At 60.9% G+C, this 18,824-nt stretch carries 20 protein-coding genes; 17 read left to right on the top strand and 3 right to left on the bottom strand.

The genetic code is table 11. From position 1 onward, the window contains the following. Nucleotides 1-260 precede the first annotated feature (260 nt). Entirely contained in the window at nt 261-806 is a 546-nt protein-coding gene (locus tag AADW22_RS11750; RefSeq protein WP_132997321.1) for a TetR/AcrR family transcriptional regulator, read from the bottom strand. Nucleotides 807-932: 126 nt separating this feature from the next. On the opposite strand from AADW22_RS11750, the gene AADW22_RS11745 reads away from it, so the two are divergent. The 4 genes from AADW22_RS11745 to AADW22_RS11730 all read left to right on the top strand — a co-directional run bounded on the left by AADW22_RS11745 (nt 933) and on the right by AADW22_RS11730 (nt 4,191). After that, nucleotides 933-1,613, top strand: coding sequence for a cupin domain-containing protein (locus AADW22_RS11745; protein WP_260003163.1), 681 nt, complete (start codon nt 933-935; stop codon nt 1,611-1,613). A gap of 189 nt (nt 1,614-1,802) precedes the next feature. After that, the gene (locus AADW22_RS11740; RefSeq protein ID WP_407473773.1) at nt 1,803-2,888 is read left to right on the top strand and encodes a flavin monoamine oxidase family protein; all 1,086 of its coding nucleotides are present in this window, start codon (nt 1,803-1,805) and stop codon (nt 2,886-2,888) included. A 101-nt stretch (nt 2,889-2,989) separates the two neighbouring features. Next, a complete protein-coding gene (locus AADW22_RS11735) occupies nt 2,990-3,562 on the top strand; it encodes an MFS transporter (protein WP_407473772.1) in 573 nt (190 codons plus the stop codon). Between the two features lie 65 nt (nt 3,563-3,627). Continuing rightward, a complete protein-coding gene (locus AADW22_RS11730; RefSeq protein WP_407473771.1) occupies nt 3,628-4,191 on the top strand; it encodes an MFS transporter in 564 nt (187 codons plus the stop codon). 218 nt (nt 4,192-4,409) lie between these two features. On the opposite strand, the gene AADW22_RS11725 is transcribed toward AADW22_RS11730, so the two are convergent. Together AADW22_RS11725 and AADW22_RS11720 are read right to left on the bottom strand one after the other, a co-directional pair. Further along, the gene (locus AADW22_RS11725) at nt 4,410-4,793 is read right to left on the bottom strand and encodes a nuclear transport factor 2 family protein (RefSeq protein ID WP_037944519.1); all 384 of its coding nucleotides are present in this window, start codon (nt 4,791-4,793) and stop codon (nt 4,410-4,412) included. Between the two features lie 170 nt (nt 4,794-4,963). Then, on the bottom strand, nt 4,964-6,145 hold the full coding sequence (locus tag AADW22_RS11720) for an NAD(P)/FAD-dependent oxidoreductase (protein WP_407473770.1): 1,182 nt from the start codon (nt 6,143-6,145) through the stop codon (nt 4,964-4,966). A 113-nt stretch (nt 6,146-6,258) separates the two neighbouring features. Between AADW22_RS11720 and AADW22_RS11715 the strand changes: the two genes are divergently transcribed. The 13 genes from AADW22_RS11715 (at nt 6,259) to lpxC (ending at nt 18,703) form a co-directional block, all read left to right on the top strand. Beyond that, nucleotides 6,259-6,786 (top strand): redoxin domain-containing protein, encoded by a 528-nt coding sequence (locus AADW22_RS11715; RefSeq protein ID WP_005854133.1) that lies wholly within the window; start codon nt 6,259-6,261, stop codon nt 6,784-6,786. Nucleotides 6,787-6,897: 111 nt separating this feature from the next. Then, nucleotides 6,898-8,067, top strand: coding sequence for a putative lipid II flippase FtsW (gene ftsW, locus AADW22_RS11710; RefSeq protein WP_005854131.1), 1,170 nt, complete (start codon nt 6,898-6,900; stop codon nt 8,065-8,067). Continuing rightward, nucleotides 8,064-9,164: a glycosyltransferase gene (locus tag AADW22_RS11705; RefSeq protein ID WP_132997314.1), complete on the top strand. Its 1,101-nt coding sequence runs from the start codon at nt 8,064-8,066 to the stop codon at nt 9,162-9,164. Before ftsW ends, AADW22_RS11705 begins: the two co-directional genes overlap by 4 nt. Further along, nucleotides 9,161-10,576: a UDP-N-acetylmuramate--L-alanine ligase gene (murC, locus tag AADW22_RS11700; RefSeq protein WP_005854127.1), complete on the top strand. Its 1,416-nt coding sequence runs from the start codon at nt 9,161-9,163 to the stop codon at nt 10,574-10,576. The genes AADW22_RS11705 and murC overlap by 4 nt, the downstream gene beginning before the upstream one ends. 32 nt (nt 10,577-10,608) lie before the next feature. Further along, nucleotides 10,609-10,860 (top strand): DUF2484 family protein, encoded by a 252-nt coding sequence (locus AADW22_RS11695; protein ID WP_005854125.1) that lies wholly within the window; start codon nt 10,609-10,611, stop codon nt 10,858-10,860. After that, a complete protein-coding gene (locus tag AADW22_RS11690) occupies nt 10,857-11,117 on the top strand; it encodes a DUF2484 family protein (protein WP_037944515.1) in 261 nt (86 codons plus the stop codon). The genes AADW22_RS11695 and AADW22_RS11690 overlap by 4 nt, the downstream gene beginning before the upstream one ends. Further along, complete coding sequence (locus AADW22_RS11685; protein ID WP_009824920.1) at nt 11,114-11,395, top strand: hypothetical protein; 282 nt, start codon at nt 11,114-11,116, stop codon at nt 11,393-11,395. The genes AADW22_RS11690 and AADW22_RS11685 overlap by 4 nt, the downstream gene beginning before the upstream one ends. A gap of 68 nt (nt 11,396-11,463) precedes the next feature. After that, a complete protein-coding gene (gene murB, locus AADW22_RS11680; RefSeq protein WP_407473769.1) occupies nt 11,464-12,393 on the top strand; it encodes a UDP-N-acetylmuramate dehydrogenase in 930 nt (309 codons plus the stop codon). A gap of 89 nt (nt 12,394-12,482) precedes the next feature. Then, nucleotides 12,483-13,403 carry a D-alanine--D-alanine ligase gene (locus tag AADW22_RS11675; RefSeq protein WP_074634488.1) on the top strand — a complete coding sequence of 307 codons (921 nt, stop codon included), beginning with the start codon at nt 12,483-12,485 and terminating at the stop codon, nt 13,401-13,403. After that, on the top strand, nt 13,391-14,278 hold the full coding sequence (locus AADW22_RS11670) for a cell division protein FtsQ/DivIB (protein ID WP_005854115.1): 888 nt from the start codon (nt 13,391-13,393) through the stop codon (nt 14,276-14,278). The genes AADW22_RS11675 and AADW22_RS11670 overlap by 13 nt, the downstream gene beginning before the upstream one ends. Before the next feature lie 4 nt (nt 14,279-14,282). Further along, on the top strand, nt 14,283-15,617 hold the full coding sequence (gene ftsA, locus AADW22_RS11665) for a cell division protein FtsA (RefSeq protein ID WP_037944512.1): 1,335 nt from the start codon (nt 14,283-14,285) through the stop codon (nt 15,615-15,617). Between the two features lie 172 nt (nt 15,618-15,789). Then, nucleotides 15,790-17,430 (top strand): cell division protein FtsZ, encoded by a 1,641-nt coding sequence (gene ftsZ / locus AADW22_RS11660; protein WP_407473768.1) that lies wholly within the window; start codon nt 15,790-15,792, stop codon nt 17,428-17,430. Between the two features lie 349 nt (nt 17,431-17,779). Continuing rightward, nucleotides 17,780-18,703 (top strand): UDP-3-O-acyl-N-acetylglucosamine deacetylase, encoded by a 924-nt coding sequence (lpxC, locus tag AADW22_RS11655; protein WP_074634781.1) that lies wholly within the window; start codon nt 17,780-17,782, stop codon nt 18,701-18,703. Nucleotides 18,704-18,824 lie beyond the last annotated feature (121 nt).

The following is an 18,824-nucleotide window of genomic DNA, read 5'->3' as shown; positions in this document are numbered from 1 at the left end:
GGTATCTTTACTTCCAACTTCGGGTCGAGGCGCTGCCAAGCCGAAGCTAGGCCTTAAACGGACACGTGCCAACTTTCCGTCGTTTTTATTCAACAGAAATATAGCGCCCTAGAATTTTCCGAGCGCGGGCATTCTCTTTACGGGGTCAAGATGACGCGCTTGATACTTCGGGCCGCCAAAAAGCGGTTGTTCGGGGCGGTGATATAGTTTCTCGACGTGCAAACGCAGTTCACGGCAGTCGAGAGCGCTCTGTATTGACGTCAGATCTTGGCGATACTTCGGATCGCGGCCTTGGCGATCTGGTCGAACATCGCACGATCGTCGGAGGATGACGCAACGATCATGCCGCCTTCCAGCGCCGCGACGATGAGGCAGGACGTGTCTTCAGGGTTTTCGACGCCATTGCGTTGGAACAGGTCAAGCAGCCACATCCTGTTCATTTTGAAGAATGCTTTTGTTTTCTGGTTAACATTCTTGGGCAGCCCGATCGCTTCTGCGCCCATGATCGCGCAAAGACAGATGGTTTCGTCCAAGACCAGAGCCTGAGAGTAAAGCGCGACGTAGCTGTCCAACGCCGTTTGCAAGCTGGCCGTATCGATCTGTTCAAGGTGCTCCTTGAACTGGCTAGTGTAGCGATCCACCAAAGCTTCGCCCAGATCGGGTTTGGTCGGAAAGTGATAGTGAACGCTTGCGCTTTTGATGCCGACATCGCTTGCCAGGTCGCGAAAGCTCATCGCCGAGAAACCGGCACCACGGACACGCTTTTCAGCGGCATCAAGGATTTTGTCTTTCATTGTCTGCGGCATTTGGGGCTCCTGTCTATCATGTGGTAGATAGGTGTTGACAGCGAGGAGGGCAATATCTAACTGGAAGCCTATCAACTGATAGGTAGCTATGTGGCGCCGCTTCGCGCTGAACCGGAAGGATGTACCATGAACCTGAACGAAAATTTCGATGAACGTGCCGTTGTACATTCGGATCGGCAGCCGTGGGTTGCATCCCCGATGAAGGGCGTGGACCGGCGGATGCTGGACCGGATCGGGGATGAAGTCGCGCGGGCGACGACCATCGTCCGCTATGCGCCGGGCAGCGCGTTTTCGGCACATACCCATACGGGCGGCGAAGAATTTCTGGTGCTTGAGGGCGTGTTTCAGGATGAACACGGTGACTTTCCGGTCGGCACATATGTGCGCAACCCGCCGACGTCTTCGCACACCCCAAGCTCTGCCGAGGGGGCGGTGATTTTCGTCAAGCTGTGGCAGTTCGACATGAATGACCGTCAGCAGATCACCATAGACACCACCACCCAGACCCCGCGGCCGGTGCGTGCGGGTGTTTCAGAAATCCCGCTGTTCGAGGATGCGCAGGAACGGGTGCGGATCGAGCTTTGGGAGCCCAACGTGGCAGTGACACAGGCCGGCCACAACGGGTTCGAAGCCCTTGTGGTCGAAGGAAGCTTTATCGAAGGGGATGAGGTCTTCGGGGTCAATTCCTGGCTGCGCCTACCGCCCCACACGCCGCTGAACGCTGTTTCCGGCCCTGATGGGGCGCGGCTTTGGGTCAAATCTGGCCATCTTGCAGACACGCCGACGGCGCCGAATGTCGGGGGATAAGATGTCAGATCCACTTGCAATCATTGGCGGGGCGGGTGCCGGTCTTGCTAACCGCGCCCTACACAGAATGGACCCTATACGGATGAAAAAGCCAGCCGATATTGCCCGCATCTATTTGGCGCTGGTGGATCAACCACGGTCCACCTGGACTCATGAGCTGGACCTCAGGCCGATGGGAGGGGCGTTCTGATGCAGACCGATGTTCTGATTGTGGGCGGCGGCCTGTCGGGTCTTGCGCTTGCCGACGATCTGGCCCGCCAAGGCCGCGATTTCTTGCTGGTTGAAGCGCAGGACCGCCTTGGCGGGCGTATCCTGACCAAAGAATTTTCGGGCGGTGCCTTCGACCTTGGGCCTGCGTGGTTCTGGCCGGGCCAGCCGCGCATGGCGGCCCTCGCGGAACGCTTTCAGATCCCGGTGTTTGGGCAGTTCTCGACGGGTGACTTGGTCTATCAAGAGCAAAACGGCACCGTGCAGCGCGGGCGCGGCTATGCCTCTATGGAGGGGGCCTACCGCTTGGCCGGTGGGATCGGCTCTGTGGTCGATGCTTTGGCCAAAGGGTTGGATCCGGCGAAGATCATGACCAGCACGCGACTGACGTCGGTCGACCATTCGGCGGGCAACATCACGGCGCAGGTTGATCAAAACGGCACAGCGCAGATCATCACGGCCAACAGGATCGTGATGGCCATGCCGCCTCGGGTCATTGCCGATACCGTCTCCTTTGACCCCGCTCTGGATGCGGCCCAAACGCAGGCTTTGCAAAACCTGCCGACCTGGATGGCTGGTCAGGCCAAGATCGTCGCGGTTTACGACCAGCCTCATTGGCGAAATGCCGGGCTGTCCGGCGACGCCATGAGCCAGCAGGGGCCGATGGTCGAAATCCATGATGCTTCGCCAAGGCAGGGCGGTCCCTATGCGCTATTTGGTTTTGTCGGGGTCCCTGCGGATGCGCGTGCCCAGCACAAAGATGAGATGATGCGCCTTGCGGTGACGCAGCTGACGACGATGTTCGGGCCGGAAATGGCCAACCCGATGCACCTTGTTTTGCAAGACTGGGCGACCATTCCCCACATCGCGCGCCCACAGGACCGACAACCGGTTCGAAGCCATCCCCGCTATGGTTTGCCGTCCAACCTGCGTGCCCTGTCAGCACGCGGGATGATATTTGCGTCGACCGAAACCGCCCCGGAATTCGGAGGCTTTCTTGAGGGCGCATTAGAGGCGGCCGAACATGCGGCCAGCACGCTGGCGCTGCACGACCCCATGCAGACCTGATCACCACCCGCCCGCAGGGGGTTTGGGCATGCAATAGAAAAATGAAAACACGCCGCGCCAAGCCAATCCAACGGGCATGGTGGCCATACGGATGAAAAATGATGACACAGACAATAGACCGGACTGAAACCGCCGGGTTCCGGCGCAACCTTACGGTGCTGATCCTCGCCCAATCTTTAGGGGCTGCCAGCGGACCGATTGTGATCTCGCTGGGGGGATTGGTTGGTCAGGATCTCGCGACTGACCCTGCTTTGGCGACCCTGCCGGTCAGCATCTATAATCTCGGGCTTGCCCTTGGAACGGTGCCTGCCGCTTGGATCATGCGACAATACGGGCGGCGCAGCGGTTATCTTCTGGGCGCGATGATCGGCGTGTTGTCGGGATTGGTCGCCGCTGGTGCGATATCCTTTGGGGCGTTCATATTCTTCTGTTTGGGAACGTTTCTGGCGGGGCTCTATGCCTCTTATGTCCAGTCTTACCGTTTCGCAGCTGCCGACGGGCGCGAAGGGGCAGACAGGGGGCGCGCCATTTCATGGGTCATGGTCGGCGGGCTGATCGCTGCCATTATCGGCCCGCAACTGGTCATTGCCACGCGCGACGCTGTGCCGGGCGTGCCCTTTGCGGGCAGTTTCCTGAGCCAAGCGGCGCTGGCGCTCACGCGTTTTTTGTTCTGACCCGGTTAAGGGGCCGCCAACCCGCAGCGACAGCCCAAACGTCTTCCGATGACGGGGGGCGCACCGTGCTCCAACTTCTGGCGTCGCCTAAATACATGCTTGGGGTCGCCGCTGGCGTGGTGTCTTACGGGCTTATGTCATTTGTCATGACGGCCGCACCGCTGGCGATGGTCGGGTGCGGGCATTCGATTGACCACGCAGCCTGGGGTATTCAGTGGCATGTGCTGGCGATGTTCGCGCCAAGCCTTGTGACGGGCAAGCTGATCGCCCGGTTCGGCAAGGAAAAGGTCACCGCCGCTGGCCTGATCATCATCGGCATTTCAGGTGCTGTTGCGCTGACCGGTCTGGATCTGAGGCATTTCTTTATCTCTCTCATCCTTCTTGGGATCGGGTGGAACTTTGGCTTCATCGGAGCGACTGCGATGGTAGCTGCCGCGCATACAGAGGCCGAGCGCGGGCGTGCCCAAGGGCTGAATGATTTCGCCGTCTTCGGCACAGTCGCGGCGCTTTCGTTCTTTTCCGGCGCGTTGATGCAGGCGTCGGGATGGCATCTCATCAATCTCATGATGTTCCCCTTCATCGCCATTGTGCTTGCGCCATTGGTCTGGCAAGCGGCGCGGCGCGTATAGGGCGGTGCCAATATTGTCTCAAAAACTGCAACGTAACGCCAACCTCAAGGAAGAACGTAACATGCCTGCGTCACAAGTTCTTATAACTGCGACGCTTGTTGGGGTTGGCGGCACGTTGATTGTCGACGCTGTTAAAGGGCTTGCGGCTCGGTTCTTGGAAAAAATGCCAACGCATAGCTTTGGCCTTTCATTGCTGTGCTCGCACGGCATTCATTGCATCAAAACATCCCGTTGTCGTTGTTACTTTGTACAGGCATTTCCTGAAGCACGTCCCAATGCTCGACGATCTTGCCTTGATCATCGAGACGGAAAATGTCCATCCCTGCATAATCGGGACCGTTGGGCCATAGCTGATGACAATGCAGGATCACATGATCACCGTCCACGAATGACCGCTTGACCTCGACATGTTTACCCGGATGTTCGCGGGCCATCCGTTCGAAATAGTCAACGAAGGCCGCCTTGCCGTCCGCCACATGGGGATTGTGCTGAATGTACTGCGCTCCGGCGTAGCGCGCTATGGCGTCGGCGGGGCGGCAATCATTGAACATCATTTCGTAAAAGGCGATGACGTTGGCCTTGTCGGTTTCTGGGTCACGCATGGTCTTCCTTTCTGGATTTACCGATAGTGTGGCGCATGTCTGCATTGGGGAAGCTGCATTGCGGGGTCGCTTCCATGCGTCGATGACAGCTTTGGGTCGATGGTGTCGGGCTGGGGGCGCTGCCCCCGCCGCCTATGGCGGCTCCCCCGGGATTTAGGGCCATTTGGAAGCTATTGCTTCTGTGCGATATGTGCGGCGCAGGCCATGGCAGACGACCAGGCCCATTGGAAGTTATAGCCGCCCAGCCATCCGGTCACGTCGACGGCCTCGCCAATGAAGTAGAGACCGGGGCGTGTCTTGGCCTCCATTGTTTTGGAGGACAGCGCGTCGGTGTCGATCCCGCCGAGGGTGACTTCGGCGGTGCGGTAGCCTTCGGTGCCAGAAGGGGTCATCACCCAATGCGACAGCGTGTCGATCAGGGTGCCGAGTTTTGCATCCGACCAATCGGCGAGGTTGCCGCCAAGGTCCATGATCCCCGACAGATGATCCACCAGCCGCGCGGGCAGGTGGTGGGAAAGCTCTGTCGTCAGGTTGCGGCGGCCATAGGTCTGGCGTTGGCTGCGCAGCTTGGTCAGCAGATCACTGTCGGGCAGCAGGTTCACCGTGATCGGCGCGCCTTCGGTCCAGTAGCTTGAAGCTTGCAGCACGGCGGGGCCGGAGAGGCCACGGTGGGTGAACAGCAAGGCTTCGTCAAAGGAGGGGCCTTGGGCAGTCACCCGCGCGGGCGTTGCGGTGCCGGATATGGGCGCGAAACGGGCGTCGGTAAAGGTGAAGGGCACCAGCCCCGCCCGCGTGTCGGTGACGGGGATACCCATCTGCGCGGCGATCTCGTAGGCGCGCCCCGTCGCCCCCATCTTGGGGATGGATTTCCCGCCAGAGGCAACGACAAAGTTGCGCGTGGTGATCGGCGTGGTGCCGTCGGGCGTGTGCAAGGTCATGCTATATCCGGCATCACGCGCGGCGATATCTGTCAGCGTGCTGTGCAGCCGCAGGTCAACACCGGCTTTTTGCATCAGGCCGCGCAGCATGGCGACGATCTCTTTGGCGGAAGTGTCGCAGAAGAGCTGGCCGAGGGTCTTTTCGTGCCACGCGATCCCATGTGCGTCTACCAGTTCGATGAAATCCCACTGGGTATAACGTGCCAGCGCCGATTTGGCGAAATGGGGGTTGGCGCAGATGAAGGCATCGGGCGTGCAGTGCATATTGGTGAAATTGCAGCGCCCGCCGCCCGAAATGCGGATTTTCTCGCCCGGTGCTTTGGCGTGATCCACGACCAGCACCGATCCGCCCGCGTGGGCCGCGCACATCATGCCTGCGGCCCCTGCGCCTAAAATTACCGTGTCATATTGCATGGCCCCGCCATAGCCCCCGCCACGCAAGCCGGTCAAGTGGCCGTGAGCGGGGTGGTAACCCGGCGCATGAAGACTAATTCCGTGAGAGACGAAGCAATTAAAGGAGAGACCCGATGAACGTATTGGACGCAGGCAACGCATTTCCGAAACTGACCGTGGCAGAGCTGCAAGGCGGCATGCTGACCCTTGGCACCCCGCGGGGCGATCATGACTGGCAACTGGTGGTCGTCTATCGCGGTCTGCATTGCCCGATCTGCAAAAAATACCTGTCGACGCTGGACGGGTTGGTCGCGGATTTCAACAAGGCAGGTGTGGACGTTGTTGCCGTGTCGGGTGATCCGAAAGACAAGGCGCGCGAGATGGCGCAAGAGCAGGATCTGTCCCTGACCATCGGCTATGACATGAGCATCGCACAGATGCGCGAACTGGGGCTCTATGTCTCTGACCCGCGCAGCCCGCAAGAAACCGATCAGCCTTTCGCAGAGCCCGGCGTTTTCGTGGTGAATGGCGACGGCAATATCCAGATCCTCGACATCTCGAACGCGCCCTTCGCGCGGCCTGATCTGGAGGGGCTGCTGAACGGGATCAAGTTTGTGCGTGACAACGACTATCCGATCCGCGGCACGCACGCGGGGGCATAGGCAGCTTTGCGCGGGGCTGGTTAAAACAGACTAGCCCCGCGTGACCTTTCGCGCTACACTGCAAGATAGACCCCGAAAAGGGGCGGAACGAGGCAGTGTAAGGCAGGTCCCATGACAGAAATGGTCTATGGCGCGGTTCCCGTTCGGGATGGCGAACCGATTCTTCCCAAATGGTGGCGTACGATCGACAAATGGGCGATGTCCTGCATCCTCCTGCTGTTTGCCGTGGGCATGTTGCTGGGGCTGGCGGCCTCCCCGCCCTTGGCCGCGAAAAACGGCTTTGACTCTTTTCATTATGTGCAGCGACAGGCTGTTTTCGGTGTGCTTGCCGTGATTGCCATGGTGCTGACGTCGATGATGACGCCGGTGATGGTGCGGCGTCTGGCGATTGTCGGCTTTCTGGTGTCCTTTGTGGCGCTGGCTTTGCTGCCGTTCTTTGGTACCGACTTTGGCAAAGGTGCTGTGCGCTGGTACTCCATGGGCTTTGCGTCCTTCCAGCCGTCAGAGTTCCTCAAGCCCGGTTTTGTCGTTGTGGCGGCGTGGATGATGGCGGCCGCGCTCGAGATCAACGGCCCTCCGGGCAAGACGTGGTCCTTTGCGCTGTGTATTTCCATCGTGCTGATGCTGGCGTTGCAGCCCGACTTTGGTCAGGCCTGTCTGGTCCTGTTCGGCTGGGGGGTCATGTATTTCGTAGCCGGTGCGCCGTTGGTGCTGCTGGTGGGCATGGCCGGGCTGGTCGTCTTGGCGGGGACTTTTGCCTATTCCAACTCTGAACACTTTGCCCGGCGGATTGATGGGTTCCTGTCGCCCGACATCGATCCGCGCACGCAGCTTGGCTATGCCACCGATGCGATCCGCGAAGGCGGTCTGTTCGGGGTCGGCGTGGGCGAGGGGCAGGTGAAATGGTCGCTGCCCGATGCGCATACCGATTTCATCATCGCCGTTGCTGCCGAAGAGTACGGCCTGATCCTCGTGATGTGTGTGATCGCGCTTTACGCCGTGATCGTGGTGCGGTCGCTGCTGCGTCTGGTGCGCGAGCGTGATCCCTTTATCCGTCTGGCGGGCACCGGGCTGGCCTGCATGTTCGGCGTGCAGGCGATGATCAACATGGGCGTGGCTGTGCGGCTGCTGCCCGCCAAGGGTATGACGTTGCCTTTCGTTAGCTACGGCGGGTCGTCGGTGATCGCCTCCGGCATCGCCGTGGGCATGTTGCTGGCGTTTACCCGTACACGACCACAGGGCCAGATCTCTGATCTATTGGGCCGGAGCCGTGCCCGATGACGGCGCCGCTGCTGGTCATCGCCGCAGGGGGGACAGGGGGGCATATGTTTCCCGCCCAAGCGCTTGCCGAAGTCATGCTGGCGCGGGGCTGGCGGGTAAAGCTGTCCACCGACGCGCGTGGTGCGCGCTATACCGGCGGTTTCCCCGAGGCGGTCGAGATTCAGCAGGTCAGCAGCGCCACTTTCGCGCGCGGCGGTCTGGTGGCCAAGGCCATCGCGCCGTTTCGTATTCTGGGCGGTGTGCTTGGCGGCATTTTCGGTATGCTGCGCGACAAGCCTGATGTGGTTGTCGGCTTTGGCGGGTATCCGTCGATTCCCGCGCTGACAGCGGCCTGGGTGCTGCGCAAGCCCCGGATGATCCACGAACAAAACGGCGTGCTCGGTCGGGTCAATGATCTGTTTTCCAAACATGTTGATGCCGTGGCTTGCGGCACATGGCCGACCACATTGCCCGATGGTGTCAGCGCCGAACACACCGGCAATCCGGTGCGTGCCGCGGTGCTGGAGCGTGCGGGCGCGGGCTATATCGCGCCGGGTGACTACCCGATGGAGCTGTTGGTGATGGGCGGCAGCCAGGGCGCGCGCATCTTGAGCGAGGTGATCCCCCCCGCCATCGCCGATCTGCCGATGGAACTGCTGCGCAATATCCGTGTCAGCCATCAGGCGCGGGACGAGGATGGCCAACGGGTCGCTACCTTTTACGCCGAAAACGGGATCAATGCCGATGTGCAACCGTTTTTCCATGACGTGCCGCGGCGCATGTCCGAAGCCCAGCTGGTGATCAGCCGCGCTGGCGCGTCCAGCGTTGCCGATATCTCTATCATCGGGCGGCCGTCGATCCTGATCCCATTTGCGGCGGCGACGGGCGATCATCAGACGGCCAATGCCCGTGGATTGGTGGACGCCGGTGCCGCGATCATGGTGCCCGAAAACATGGCCAATCCCGACAGTCTGCGGGCCCAGATCGAAATGGTGCTGACCCATGCAGAGGGCGCACAGCAGATGGCGCGTGCCGCCCTGTCTGTCGCCAAGCCGGACGCCGCAGAAGAACTCGCCCAGATGGTGGAAACCCTGGCAACCGAAGGAAAGAAACGATGAACGCAGCCACGAAACTCCCCACCGATGTGGGCCCGATCCATTTCGTGGGTATTGGCGGTATCGGCATGTCCGGCATTGCGGAAGTGTTGTTGAACCACGGTTACCGCGTGCAGGGGTCGGACCTGAAATCGACCAAGATCACCGACCGTCTGGTGGACCTTGGCGCGACGGTGTTCGAAGGGCAGGAGGCCGCGAATATCGAAGGGGCCGCGGTTGTCGTGATCTCTTCCGCGATCAAGCCGGGCAACCCTGAACTGGATGCCGCACGGGTGGCGGGCCTTCCTATCGTGCGCCGCGCCGAGATGCTGGCAGAGCTGATGCGCCTGAAATCCAACATTGCGGTGGCCGGAACCCACGGCAAGACCACCACAACGACGATGGTGGCCGAACTGCTGGTCAACGGCGGGATCGATCCGACGGTGGTGAACGGCGGGATCATCCATGCTTACGGGTCGAACGCGCGGATGGGGCAGGGCGAATGGATGGTGGTCGAGGCGGATGAATCCGACGGCACCTTCAACCGTCTGCCCGCGACCATTGCCATCGTGACCAATATCGACCCCGAGCATATGGAGCATTGGGGCGACTTCGATACCCTGCGCAAAGGGTTTCTGGATTTCGTCTCGAACATTCCTTTCTACGGGCTGGCGGTCTGCTGCATCGACCACCCCGAGGTGCAGGCTTTGGTCGGCAAGATCACCGACCGCCGTGTCATGACCTATGGCTTCAACACCCAGGCCGACGTGCGCGCAGTCAACCTGCACTACAAGGCGGGCGTGGCGCATTTCGATATCATGTTCCAGACCGAAGGCATCACGATCAAGGATTGCAGCCTGCCGATGCCCGGGGATCACAACGTGTCAAACGCGATGGCGGCGGTTGCCGTGTCGCGCCACCTTGGCATGAAAACCGAAGAAATCCGTGCCGCGCTTGCTGGGTTCGGCGGCGTGAACCGTCGCTTTACCAAAGTGGGCGAGGTGGATGGCGTCACGATCATCGACGACTACGGTCACCACCCGGTCGAGATTACCGCCGTGCTGAAAGCCGCACGTCAGGCCACCGAAGGGCGCGTGATCGCGGTCCACCAGCCCCACCGCTACAGCCGTTTGCACCACCATTTCGAGGAATTTTGCGCCTGTTTCAACGATGCCGATGTTGTTGGCATCGCCGAGGTCTATGCCGCGGGCGAGGCCCCGATCGAGGGCGCAGGGCGCGATGATCTGGTCGCAGGGTTGATCCGTCATGGTCACCGCCACGCCCGCGCCGTCCAAAGCGAGGATGATCTCGCGCGACTGGTGCGCGAACAGGCAGGGCCGGGGGATATGGTTGTCTGCCTTGGGGCAGGGACAATCAGCACCTGGGCCAACGCCTTGCCTGCTGCGCTTGAAGCCTTGAAGAAGGAAGCCGTCTGAATGGCGCGGACCCCATCATACGGGGGCCGGTCATGACCTTGCTTTGGGCTTGCATCCTGTGGGTCTTTTGCTCGGCCACGGTGGCGACGCTGCCCATGCGTCTGCAATATATTCCCGGTGTGATCCTGCTGATCGCCGCACCGGTGCTGATCATCCTGATCGGTCTTCAGGTGGGCTGGCTCTATAGCCTGCTTGCTCTTGCTGCCTTTGTGTCCATGTTCCGCAATCCCTTGCGCTTTTTGCTGGCCAAGCTGCGCGGACAAAACCCGGAGGTTCCAAAATGAGTATATCACTGGTTCTTGCCTGTTTTTGGGCGGTCGTTGCCAATGTGTTGGCGATGACGCCCAGTTCTGACCAGCATTGGCGCAGCGCCTATGTGCTGATTGCCGTCGGCATCCCCGTCCTGGGGTTTGTCACCATGCAGCATGGCCCTTGGGTCGGGATGCTGGTGTTCGCGGGCGGGTGTTCGGTGTTGCGCTGGCCGGTGATCTATCTGATGCGCTGGCTGCGCGGCGCTGCTGTACGGAATGCCGCAAAGTGAACCTGACGCTGGTGATCCTGATCAGCATCCTCGTGGTGTGGATGCTTGCCGCGGGCTGGTGCGGGCTGATGCGCCGGTATGGCGGCTTTGTGCTGGTCCTGCTGGCAGGGCTCGCGCTGAACTGGGCGTGGATGATCTGGGGCCTTGGCGCGAAACCGCTGGAGCGTCCGGTGTTCATGGCGCAAGCCGCTGCCACGGGCTATGCGGTTTGCGCGTTTCTTGCGGGATGGCTGGCCGGCCGTATCACGCGCGAGCTGCGGGCGAACCGACCTGATTGATTGGGCGGTTTTTGGCGCGCTTCGGGCACATGTGGAAAATTGACCTCCCTCCCAAAGCGGGCTAGGCGATGGGCATGACAGATATTTCCTTTCCCGATATGCGCGGTAAGCTGACGCAAAACCGCCCCTTGGCTGATCTGACCTGGCTGCGCGTGGGCGGCCCTGCTGACTATTTCTACCAGCCTGCCGATGCGGATGATCTGGCAGCTTTCATGACGGCGCTGCCCGCCGATGTCGTGGTCATGCCGATGGGGGTCGGGTCGAATGTGATCGTGCGCGACGGCGGCTTGCGCGCTGTGGTGATCCGGCTGGGGCGCGGGTTCAACACCATCAGTTGCGAAGACGGAATCGTCACCGCAGGTGCTGCGGCGCTGGACGCCCATGTCGCGCGCAAGGCAGCAGACGCGGGGCTGGACCTGACCTTCCTGCGCACAATCCCGGGTAGCATTGGCGGCGCGGTACGGATGAACGCGGGCTGCTATGGTGCCTATACTGCTGATTATTTCATCAGCGCAGACGCGATCACCCGCACAGGCGAAGAGGTCACGCTTGGGCCGGACGATCTGCAATTTGCCTATCGCCAGACCGCTTTGCCAGACGGGTATGTCATCACCGCTGCCCGTTTCGCGCCCCCCAAAGGCGAGGCGCAAGCGCTGCACGCCCGGATGGAGGACCAGCTGCGCAAACGGGACGAAACCCAACCCACCAAGGACCGCAGCGCGGGGTCGACGTTCCGCAATCCGGCGGGGTTTTCCAGCACGGGGCAAGCGGATGACCGCCACGATCTGAAGGCGTGGAAGGTCATAGACGACGCCGGTTTGCGCGGTGCCACCTTGGGTGGCGCGCAGATGAGCCCGAAACACCCCAACTTCCTGATCAATACGGGTTCCGCGACGGCAGCAGACCTTGAAGCATTGGGTGAAATGGTGCGAAAAAAGGTTTACGATTCCAGCGGGATTACGCTAGAGTGGGAAATTATGCGGATCGGCGAAAAATAAACGTTCGAGCGTCATGATTTAGGGCCGCCAAAAGGCCCGGAACAGAACGAATAAGGGTCGCAACAGGCCCGTTTAAAAAGGCAGATTGAGTGGGATTGTCGAGCAGGACACCCCCGAGAGTTGCAGTATTGTTGGGTGGCCCCTCGGCGGAACGCGAGGTGTCTCTGTCAACAGGGCGCGCCTGCGCAGCGGCTTTACGGGACCGGAGTTTCGAAGTCATCGAGGTCGATTGCGGCCCCGACCTTTGTGCCGATCTGGGCGCTGCCCAACCCGATGTCGTTCTGAACTGTCTGCATGGCCGCTGGGGCGAAGACGGCTGCGTGCAGGGTTTGCTGGAATGGATGGGCCTGCCTTACACACACTCCGGCGTGCTGGCCTCTGCCCTTGCGATGGACAAGCAGCGCAGCAAAGAAGTTTTTCGTGCCGCGGGTTTGCCTGTTGTGGAAAGCTTGATCGTGTCGGCGGCGACTGTGCGGGGATCCCATGTGATGGACCCGCCCTATGTGGTCAAGCCGAACAACGAAGGGTCATCCGTCGGTGTTTACCTTGTCGAGATTGAAAACAACGGCCCGCCACAGTTGGATGATGCCATGCCTGCCGAGGTCATGGTCGAGAAATTCATCCCCGGTCGCGAGCTGACCACCACCGTGATGGGCGAACGTGCGCTGACCGTGACCGACATCCACACGACGGGCTGGTATGACTATGACGCCAAATACAAGGCGGGCGGGTCGACCCATGTGGTCCCTGCCGATATCCCGCACGAAATTTTTGAACTCTGCATGGATTACGCCCTGCGGGCGCATAACGCGCTTGGCTGTCGCGGTGTCAGCCGCACGGATTTCCGTTGGGATGAAAGCAAGGGGGCAGCGGGGCTGTTCCTGCTGGAAACCAATACCCAGCCCGGCATGACCCCCACGTCGCTGTCGCCCGAACAGGCGCAGGCGGTTGGCATTTCCTTTGGCGAGCTCTGCGCCTGGATGGTCGAGGACGCGTCATGCAATCGTTGATCAAACGCGTCAAACCCGCCAAGCCGGCCAAGGCAGATCCCGCACCGTCACGTTGGGCGTGGCGCATGCAGCGCTTGATGCTGACGCCGACGTTCCGTTTCGGGCTGCGCGTCGGGGTGCCGTTCTGCTTGGCCTTGGCAGCGGGGACAATCTATCTGTCGGACGAAGCACGGCGCGGCCAGTTGGCCGACGTCTATGCCAATGCCCGCACCAGCATCCAGCAGCGCCCCGAATTCATGGTCAAGCTCATGGCGATCGATGGTGTCGAAGGCGTTTTGGCCGCCGACGTGCGTGCTGCTGTGCCTGTCGAATTCCCAACCAGTTCCTTTGATCTTGATCTGCCTGCATTGCGGCAGGCGATCACCGATCTTCCCGGCGTCAAGCAGGCGTCGCTGCGGGTGAAGCCGGGCGGCGTGTTGCAGGTGTCGGTACAGCCACGGGTGCCGGTCGCCGTTTGGCGCAGCCAGGACGGGCTGCTGCTGATCGACGCCGAGGGAAGCCCCATCGGCCAGCTTGCATCGCGTGGCGATCGCACGGACCTGCCCTTGGTGGTAGGCGAGGCGGCGAACCAGCGCGTGAGCGAAGCGCTTGAATTGATCCGCACGGCGGCTCCGTTGGGGGAGCGGCTGCGCGGTTTGGTACGCATGGGAGAGCGGCGATGGGACGTCGTTCTTGACCGTGAACAGCGTATCTTGCTGCCCGAAACCCAGGCCGTTCAGGCGCTGGAGCGGGTGATCGCGCTGGAAGGCGCACAGGATGTGCTGGCCCGCGACGTCGCGCGGGTAGACATGCGGTTGGCCCAACGGCCCACCGTGCAAATGAACAAGGACGCCACACAAGAATTGTGGCGCATCAGGCAGATTTCGGGACAGTGAAAAGATGATGGACCTATACGATAGTCAGCGATCCATGCGCCACATGCGTAAGCTTGCGATGCAACGCGGCGTGGTGGCTATTCTGGATGTGGGCACGTCAAAGATCGCCTGCCTGGTGCTGCGGTTTGACGGCACGGGCCGCGTCTCTGAGGAGGGCGAGATCGGATCACTCGCGGGGCAATCCGGTTTTCGCGTGATCGGGGCTGCGACCACGCGGTCGCGCGGGGTCCGCTTTGGCGAGATCTGCGCCATGCAGGAAACCGAACGCGCTGTGCGTACCGCGCTGCAGGCGGCGCAGAAAATGGCGAACATCCGTGTGGATCACGTGATCGCCTGTTTCTCGGGGGCTGAACCGCGCAGCTACGGTCTGGATGCGGCGCTGGATCTGGAAGGGCAGGTCGTGTCCGAGCAGGATGTCGCGCAGGTTCTGGCCAATTGCGACGTGCCCGAATACGGCGAGGGCCGCGAAGTGCTGCATGCTCAGCCGGTGAACTTTGCGCTGGATAACCGGTCGGGCCTATCCGATCCCCGCGGCCAATTGGGTAATACCCTGTCGGTCGATATGCATATGCTGACCGTGGACGCGGCGGCGGTTCAACACCTTGCCCATTGCATCAAACGCTGTGACCTCGAACTGGCGGGCGTTGCGTCTTCGGCTTATGTCTCGGGGATTTCGTCGCTGGTCGAGGACGAGCAGGAACTTGGTGCCGCCTGTATCGATCTTGGCGGCGGGTCGACCTCTGTTTCGATCTTCATTCGCAAACACATGATCTATGCCGACAGCGTGCGCATGGGCGGTGATCACATCACCTCTGACATCTCTATGGGGTTGCAGGTGCCGACGGCCAATGCTGAACGGATCAAGACCTTCTATGGCGGGGTGCATGCGACAGGCATGGACGACCGCGAGATGATTGATATCGGTGGCGATACCGGGGATTACGAGCACGACCGTCGCACCGTGAGCCGTGCCGAGCTGATCGGCATCATGCGCCCCCGTGTCGAAGAAATTCTGGAAGAAGTCCGCGCCCGTCTGGATGCCGCGGGCTTTGACCACCTGCCAAGCCAGCAGATCGTGCTGACCGGCGGCGGCAGTCAGATTCCGGGCCTTGATGGTCTGGCAAGCAAGATTTTGGGCCAACAGGTCCGTTTGGGCCGCCCGCTGCGCGTGCATGGCCTGCCACAAGCCGCAACCGGTCCGGGTTTCGCCTCTGCCGTAGGGTTGGCGCTGTTTGCCGCGCACCCGCAGGACGAGTGGTGGGACTTTGACATTCCCGCCGACCGCTACCCATCCCGGTCGTTGAAGCGCGCTGTCAAGTGGTTCCGCGACAACTGGTAACCCCCAGATGCGGTGCGCGCGTCGAAATCATGAGAAAACCGGCAAAAAAACGCCCATATAATGTGTCAAAACCGTGTTTTCTAGGTGACGCATGGGCGTTCTCCCTATACAATAAGGGGGATTGCACAAAAAATGCTCCGTAAGCGAGCTAAACAATACAGGCGGATGGCTCATGACCCTTAATCTCTCAATGCCCGGACAGGGCGACCTGAAACCCCGCATCACAGTGTTTGGTGTTGGCGGGGCAGGCGGCAACGCCGTGAACAACATGATCGAGAAAGAGCTCGACGGTGTTGATTTCGTGGTTGCCAACACAGACGCGCAAGCGTTGCAGCAAGCCAAAGCGGAAAGCCGCGTTCAGCTGGGCATCAAAGTGACCGAAGGTCTGGGTGCGGGCGCGCGGGCCTCTGTCGGTGCTGCCGCTGCCGAAGAAAGCATTGAACAGATTGTGGACCACCTGGCCGGCGCGCACATGTGCTTTATCACCGCCGGTATGGGCGGGGGCACCGGGACAGGGGCCGCGCCGATCATCGCGCAGGCTGCACGTGAACTGGGCGTTCTGACCGTTGGTGTCGTGACCAAGCCGTTCCAGTTTGAGGGCATCAAGCGGATGCGTCAGGCTGAAGACGGTATCGAGGCGCTGCAAAAGGTCGTCGATACACTGATCATCATTCCCAACCAGAACCTGTTCCGTCTGGCGAATGAAAAAACCACCTTTACCGAAGCATTCTCCATGGCGGATGACGTGCTGTACCAAGGTGTCAAAGGCGTCACGGATCTGATGGTCCGCCCCGGCCTGATCAACCTCGACTTTGCGGACGTGCGCGCCGTGATGGACGAGATGGGCAAAGCGATGATGGGCACCGGCGAGGCAGAGGGCGAAGATCGCGCCATCCAGGCCGCCGAGAAGGCCATCGCGAACCCGCTGCTGGACGAAATCAGCCTGCGCGGTGCCAAGGGCGTTCTGATCAACATCACCGGCGGTCACGACCTGACCCTGTTCGAACTGGACGAAGCGGCGAACCGTATCCGCGAAGAAGTCGACCCAGACGCGAACATCATTGTTGGTTCCACGCTCGACACCGAACTGGGTGGCGTGATGCGCGTGAGCGTTGTTGCCACTGGGATCGATGCGGTTGACGTCAACACAGAGATGCCCGTGCCGCGCCGTTCCATGTCGCAGCCATTGCCTGCCAAAGCGCCAGAGGTTGAACAAGCCCCAGCCGCCGAAGCACCTGCACCCGTTGCCGCACAGGCCGAGTACGAAGAAGAGCCACAGCAGCAGCTGTTCAAAGAAGAAGCCGCGGTCAACCACAGCGGTTTCTCTGACACATCCTACGAAGACGAAGCGTCGGACGCAGATGATCTGCCACCCCCCGCCTACCGTCCCGAGGTTGCGTCCTTCCAGCCGCGCCGCGAAGAGGTGAATGTCGACGCGCAAGAGCAAGAGGCGTTTGTCGCGCCACGCGCCCCTGCACCCGGCACCCCATCGCCCGAAGCACTGGCCCGTCTGCGCGCCGCCGCGCAAAAAGCGTCGCCAAGCCAGCAGCAACAGCGTCAGCCACAAGCGCAGCCGCAGCAGCAGCGTCAACAACCCGCCGCCGAGCAGGGCGAGAAGCGCTTTGGCATCAACTCGTTGATCAACCGCATGACCGGTCACGGTGAGGCGGAAGCACAGCAGCAGCGTCCCGCACGTCAGCAGCCGCCGGTTCAGACCCGCGCGAGTTCTGCCGCGCCACAGCCGCGCGACGTTCAGGACGAAGATCAAGAGCGGATCGAAATCCCCGCCTTCCTGCGTCGTCAGGCGAACTAAGCTTACCTAAGACGTCCTCGTAAACGTCCGAAAGGCCACCCTTAGGGGTGGTCTTTTTCGTTAGCGCCACAACTTTAGGCGTGCTGCGGTGCAGCAATTGCTGTGTGCGGATCAATAACATTCGTTGAAATATTGCTGTTATATGTTCACGCTTCGCCGGCATTTCAGGGGCGATCTGCGACTTGAAACATATATATAACAGTGGCTTATTGGGGGTATGCGCACGTTAACGCCCAATTGTGACAGTGATGTTTCAGACGGTAGCAATGATTGAATTGAGCATTAGGAACGGCCCCGTTAGGACAGAGTTCAACTTAGACAGATGATCTTTGGACAGTGAGTATTGACCGTGCAGACAACCATTAAGACAGCGATCAGCTTTAGCGGCACCGGCCTTCATTCCGGCCGTCCTGCAACTGTGACGATCCGTCCGGCTGGCGCGCATCACGGTATCTGGTTCTCGCGCAGTGACGTGGATGTTGGCGATCGCCTGATCCCCGCCCGCTGGGATGCGGTGAATCGCTCGCCTCTTTGCACCAAGCTGGAAAATGCGGCGGGCCTGCAAATCTCTACTGTTGAACACCTGATGGCCGCACTGGCCGGTTGTGGCATCCACAACGCGCTGGTCGAGATTGACGGCCCCGAAGTGCCGATCCTCGACGGCTCTGCCGCGCCCTTCGTGCGGGGTATCATGCAGCGCGGCGTTCGCGTTCTTGCGGCCCCTGTGCGCGCTTTCGAAGTACTGAAAACGGTCACCGTGACGGATGGCGAAGCCTCGGCCACCATCGCACCGGCAGACACCCTGAAGATCGACTTTATCATCGATTTCGCCGATGCCGCCATTGGCCATCAGGAAAAATCGCTGGTCATGAACAACGGCAGCTTCGCCCGCGAACTTTGCGACAGCCGGACCTTCTGCCGTCAGGCGGATGTCGACGCGATGCAGGCGAATGGTCTGGCATTGGGCGGTCACGCTGGTGAAAATGCTGTCGTCTTCGACGGCGACCAAGTGCTGAGCCCCGGTGGTCTGCGCCACGCGGACGAACCCGTACGCCACAAGATGCTGGATGCCTTGGGGGATCTGGCGCTGGCCGGTGCACCGCTGATCGGCCATTACACCGGCGTGCGCGCCGGCCACAGCCTGACCAACACGCTGCTGCGGGCGCTGTTCGCGACCCCCGGTGCCGTGCGCATGGTTGAATGTGACGCGCAAATGGCGTCGCGTCTGCCCGGCTTTGGTCTTGAGTGGGACGAAATCCCCGCCGTTGCCTGAAAACGGTAACGCGATGTCGCAGGGCAGGGCGTTAACGACGGTTGAAACTCCGGTGGGGCTTGGGTAATCCTTTGTTTACGATTTGGCCCGTCGACAGCCGCCCTTGCAGGGGACTGCCGAA

The organism is Sulfitobacter sp. PM12 (genome assembly GCF_045586035.1).
In the GTDB taxonomy this organism is placed as follows: Bacteria; Pseudomonadota; Alphaproteobacteria; order Rhodobacterales; family Rhodobacteraceae; genus Sulfitobacter; species Sulfitobacter pontiacus.
Note: the sequence above shows the minus strand (reverse complement) of the source record. Positions and strands in the feature narration are given on the sequence as shown.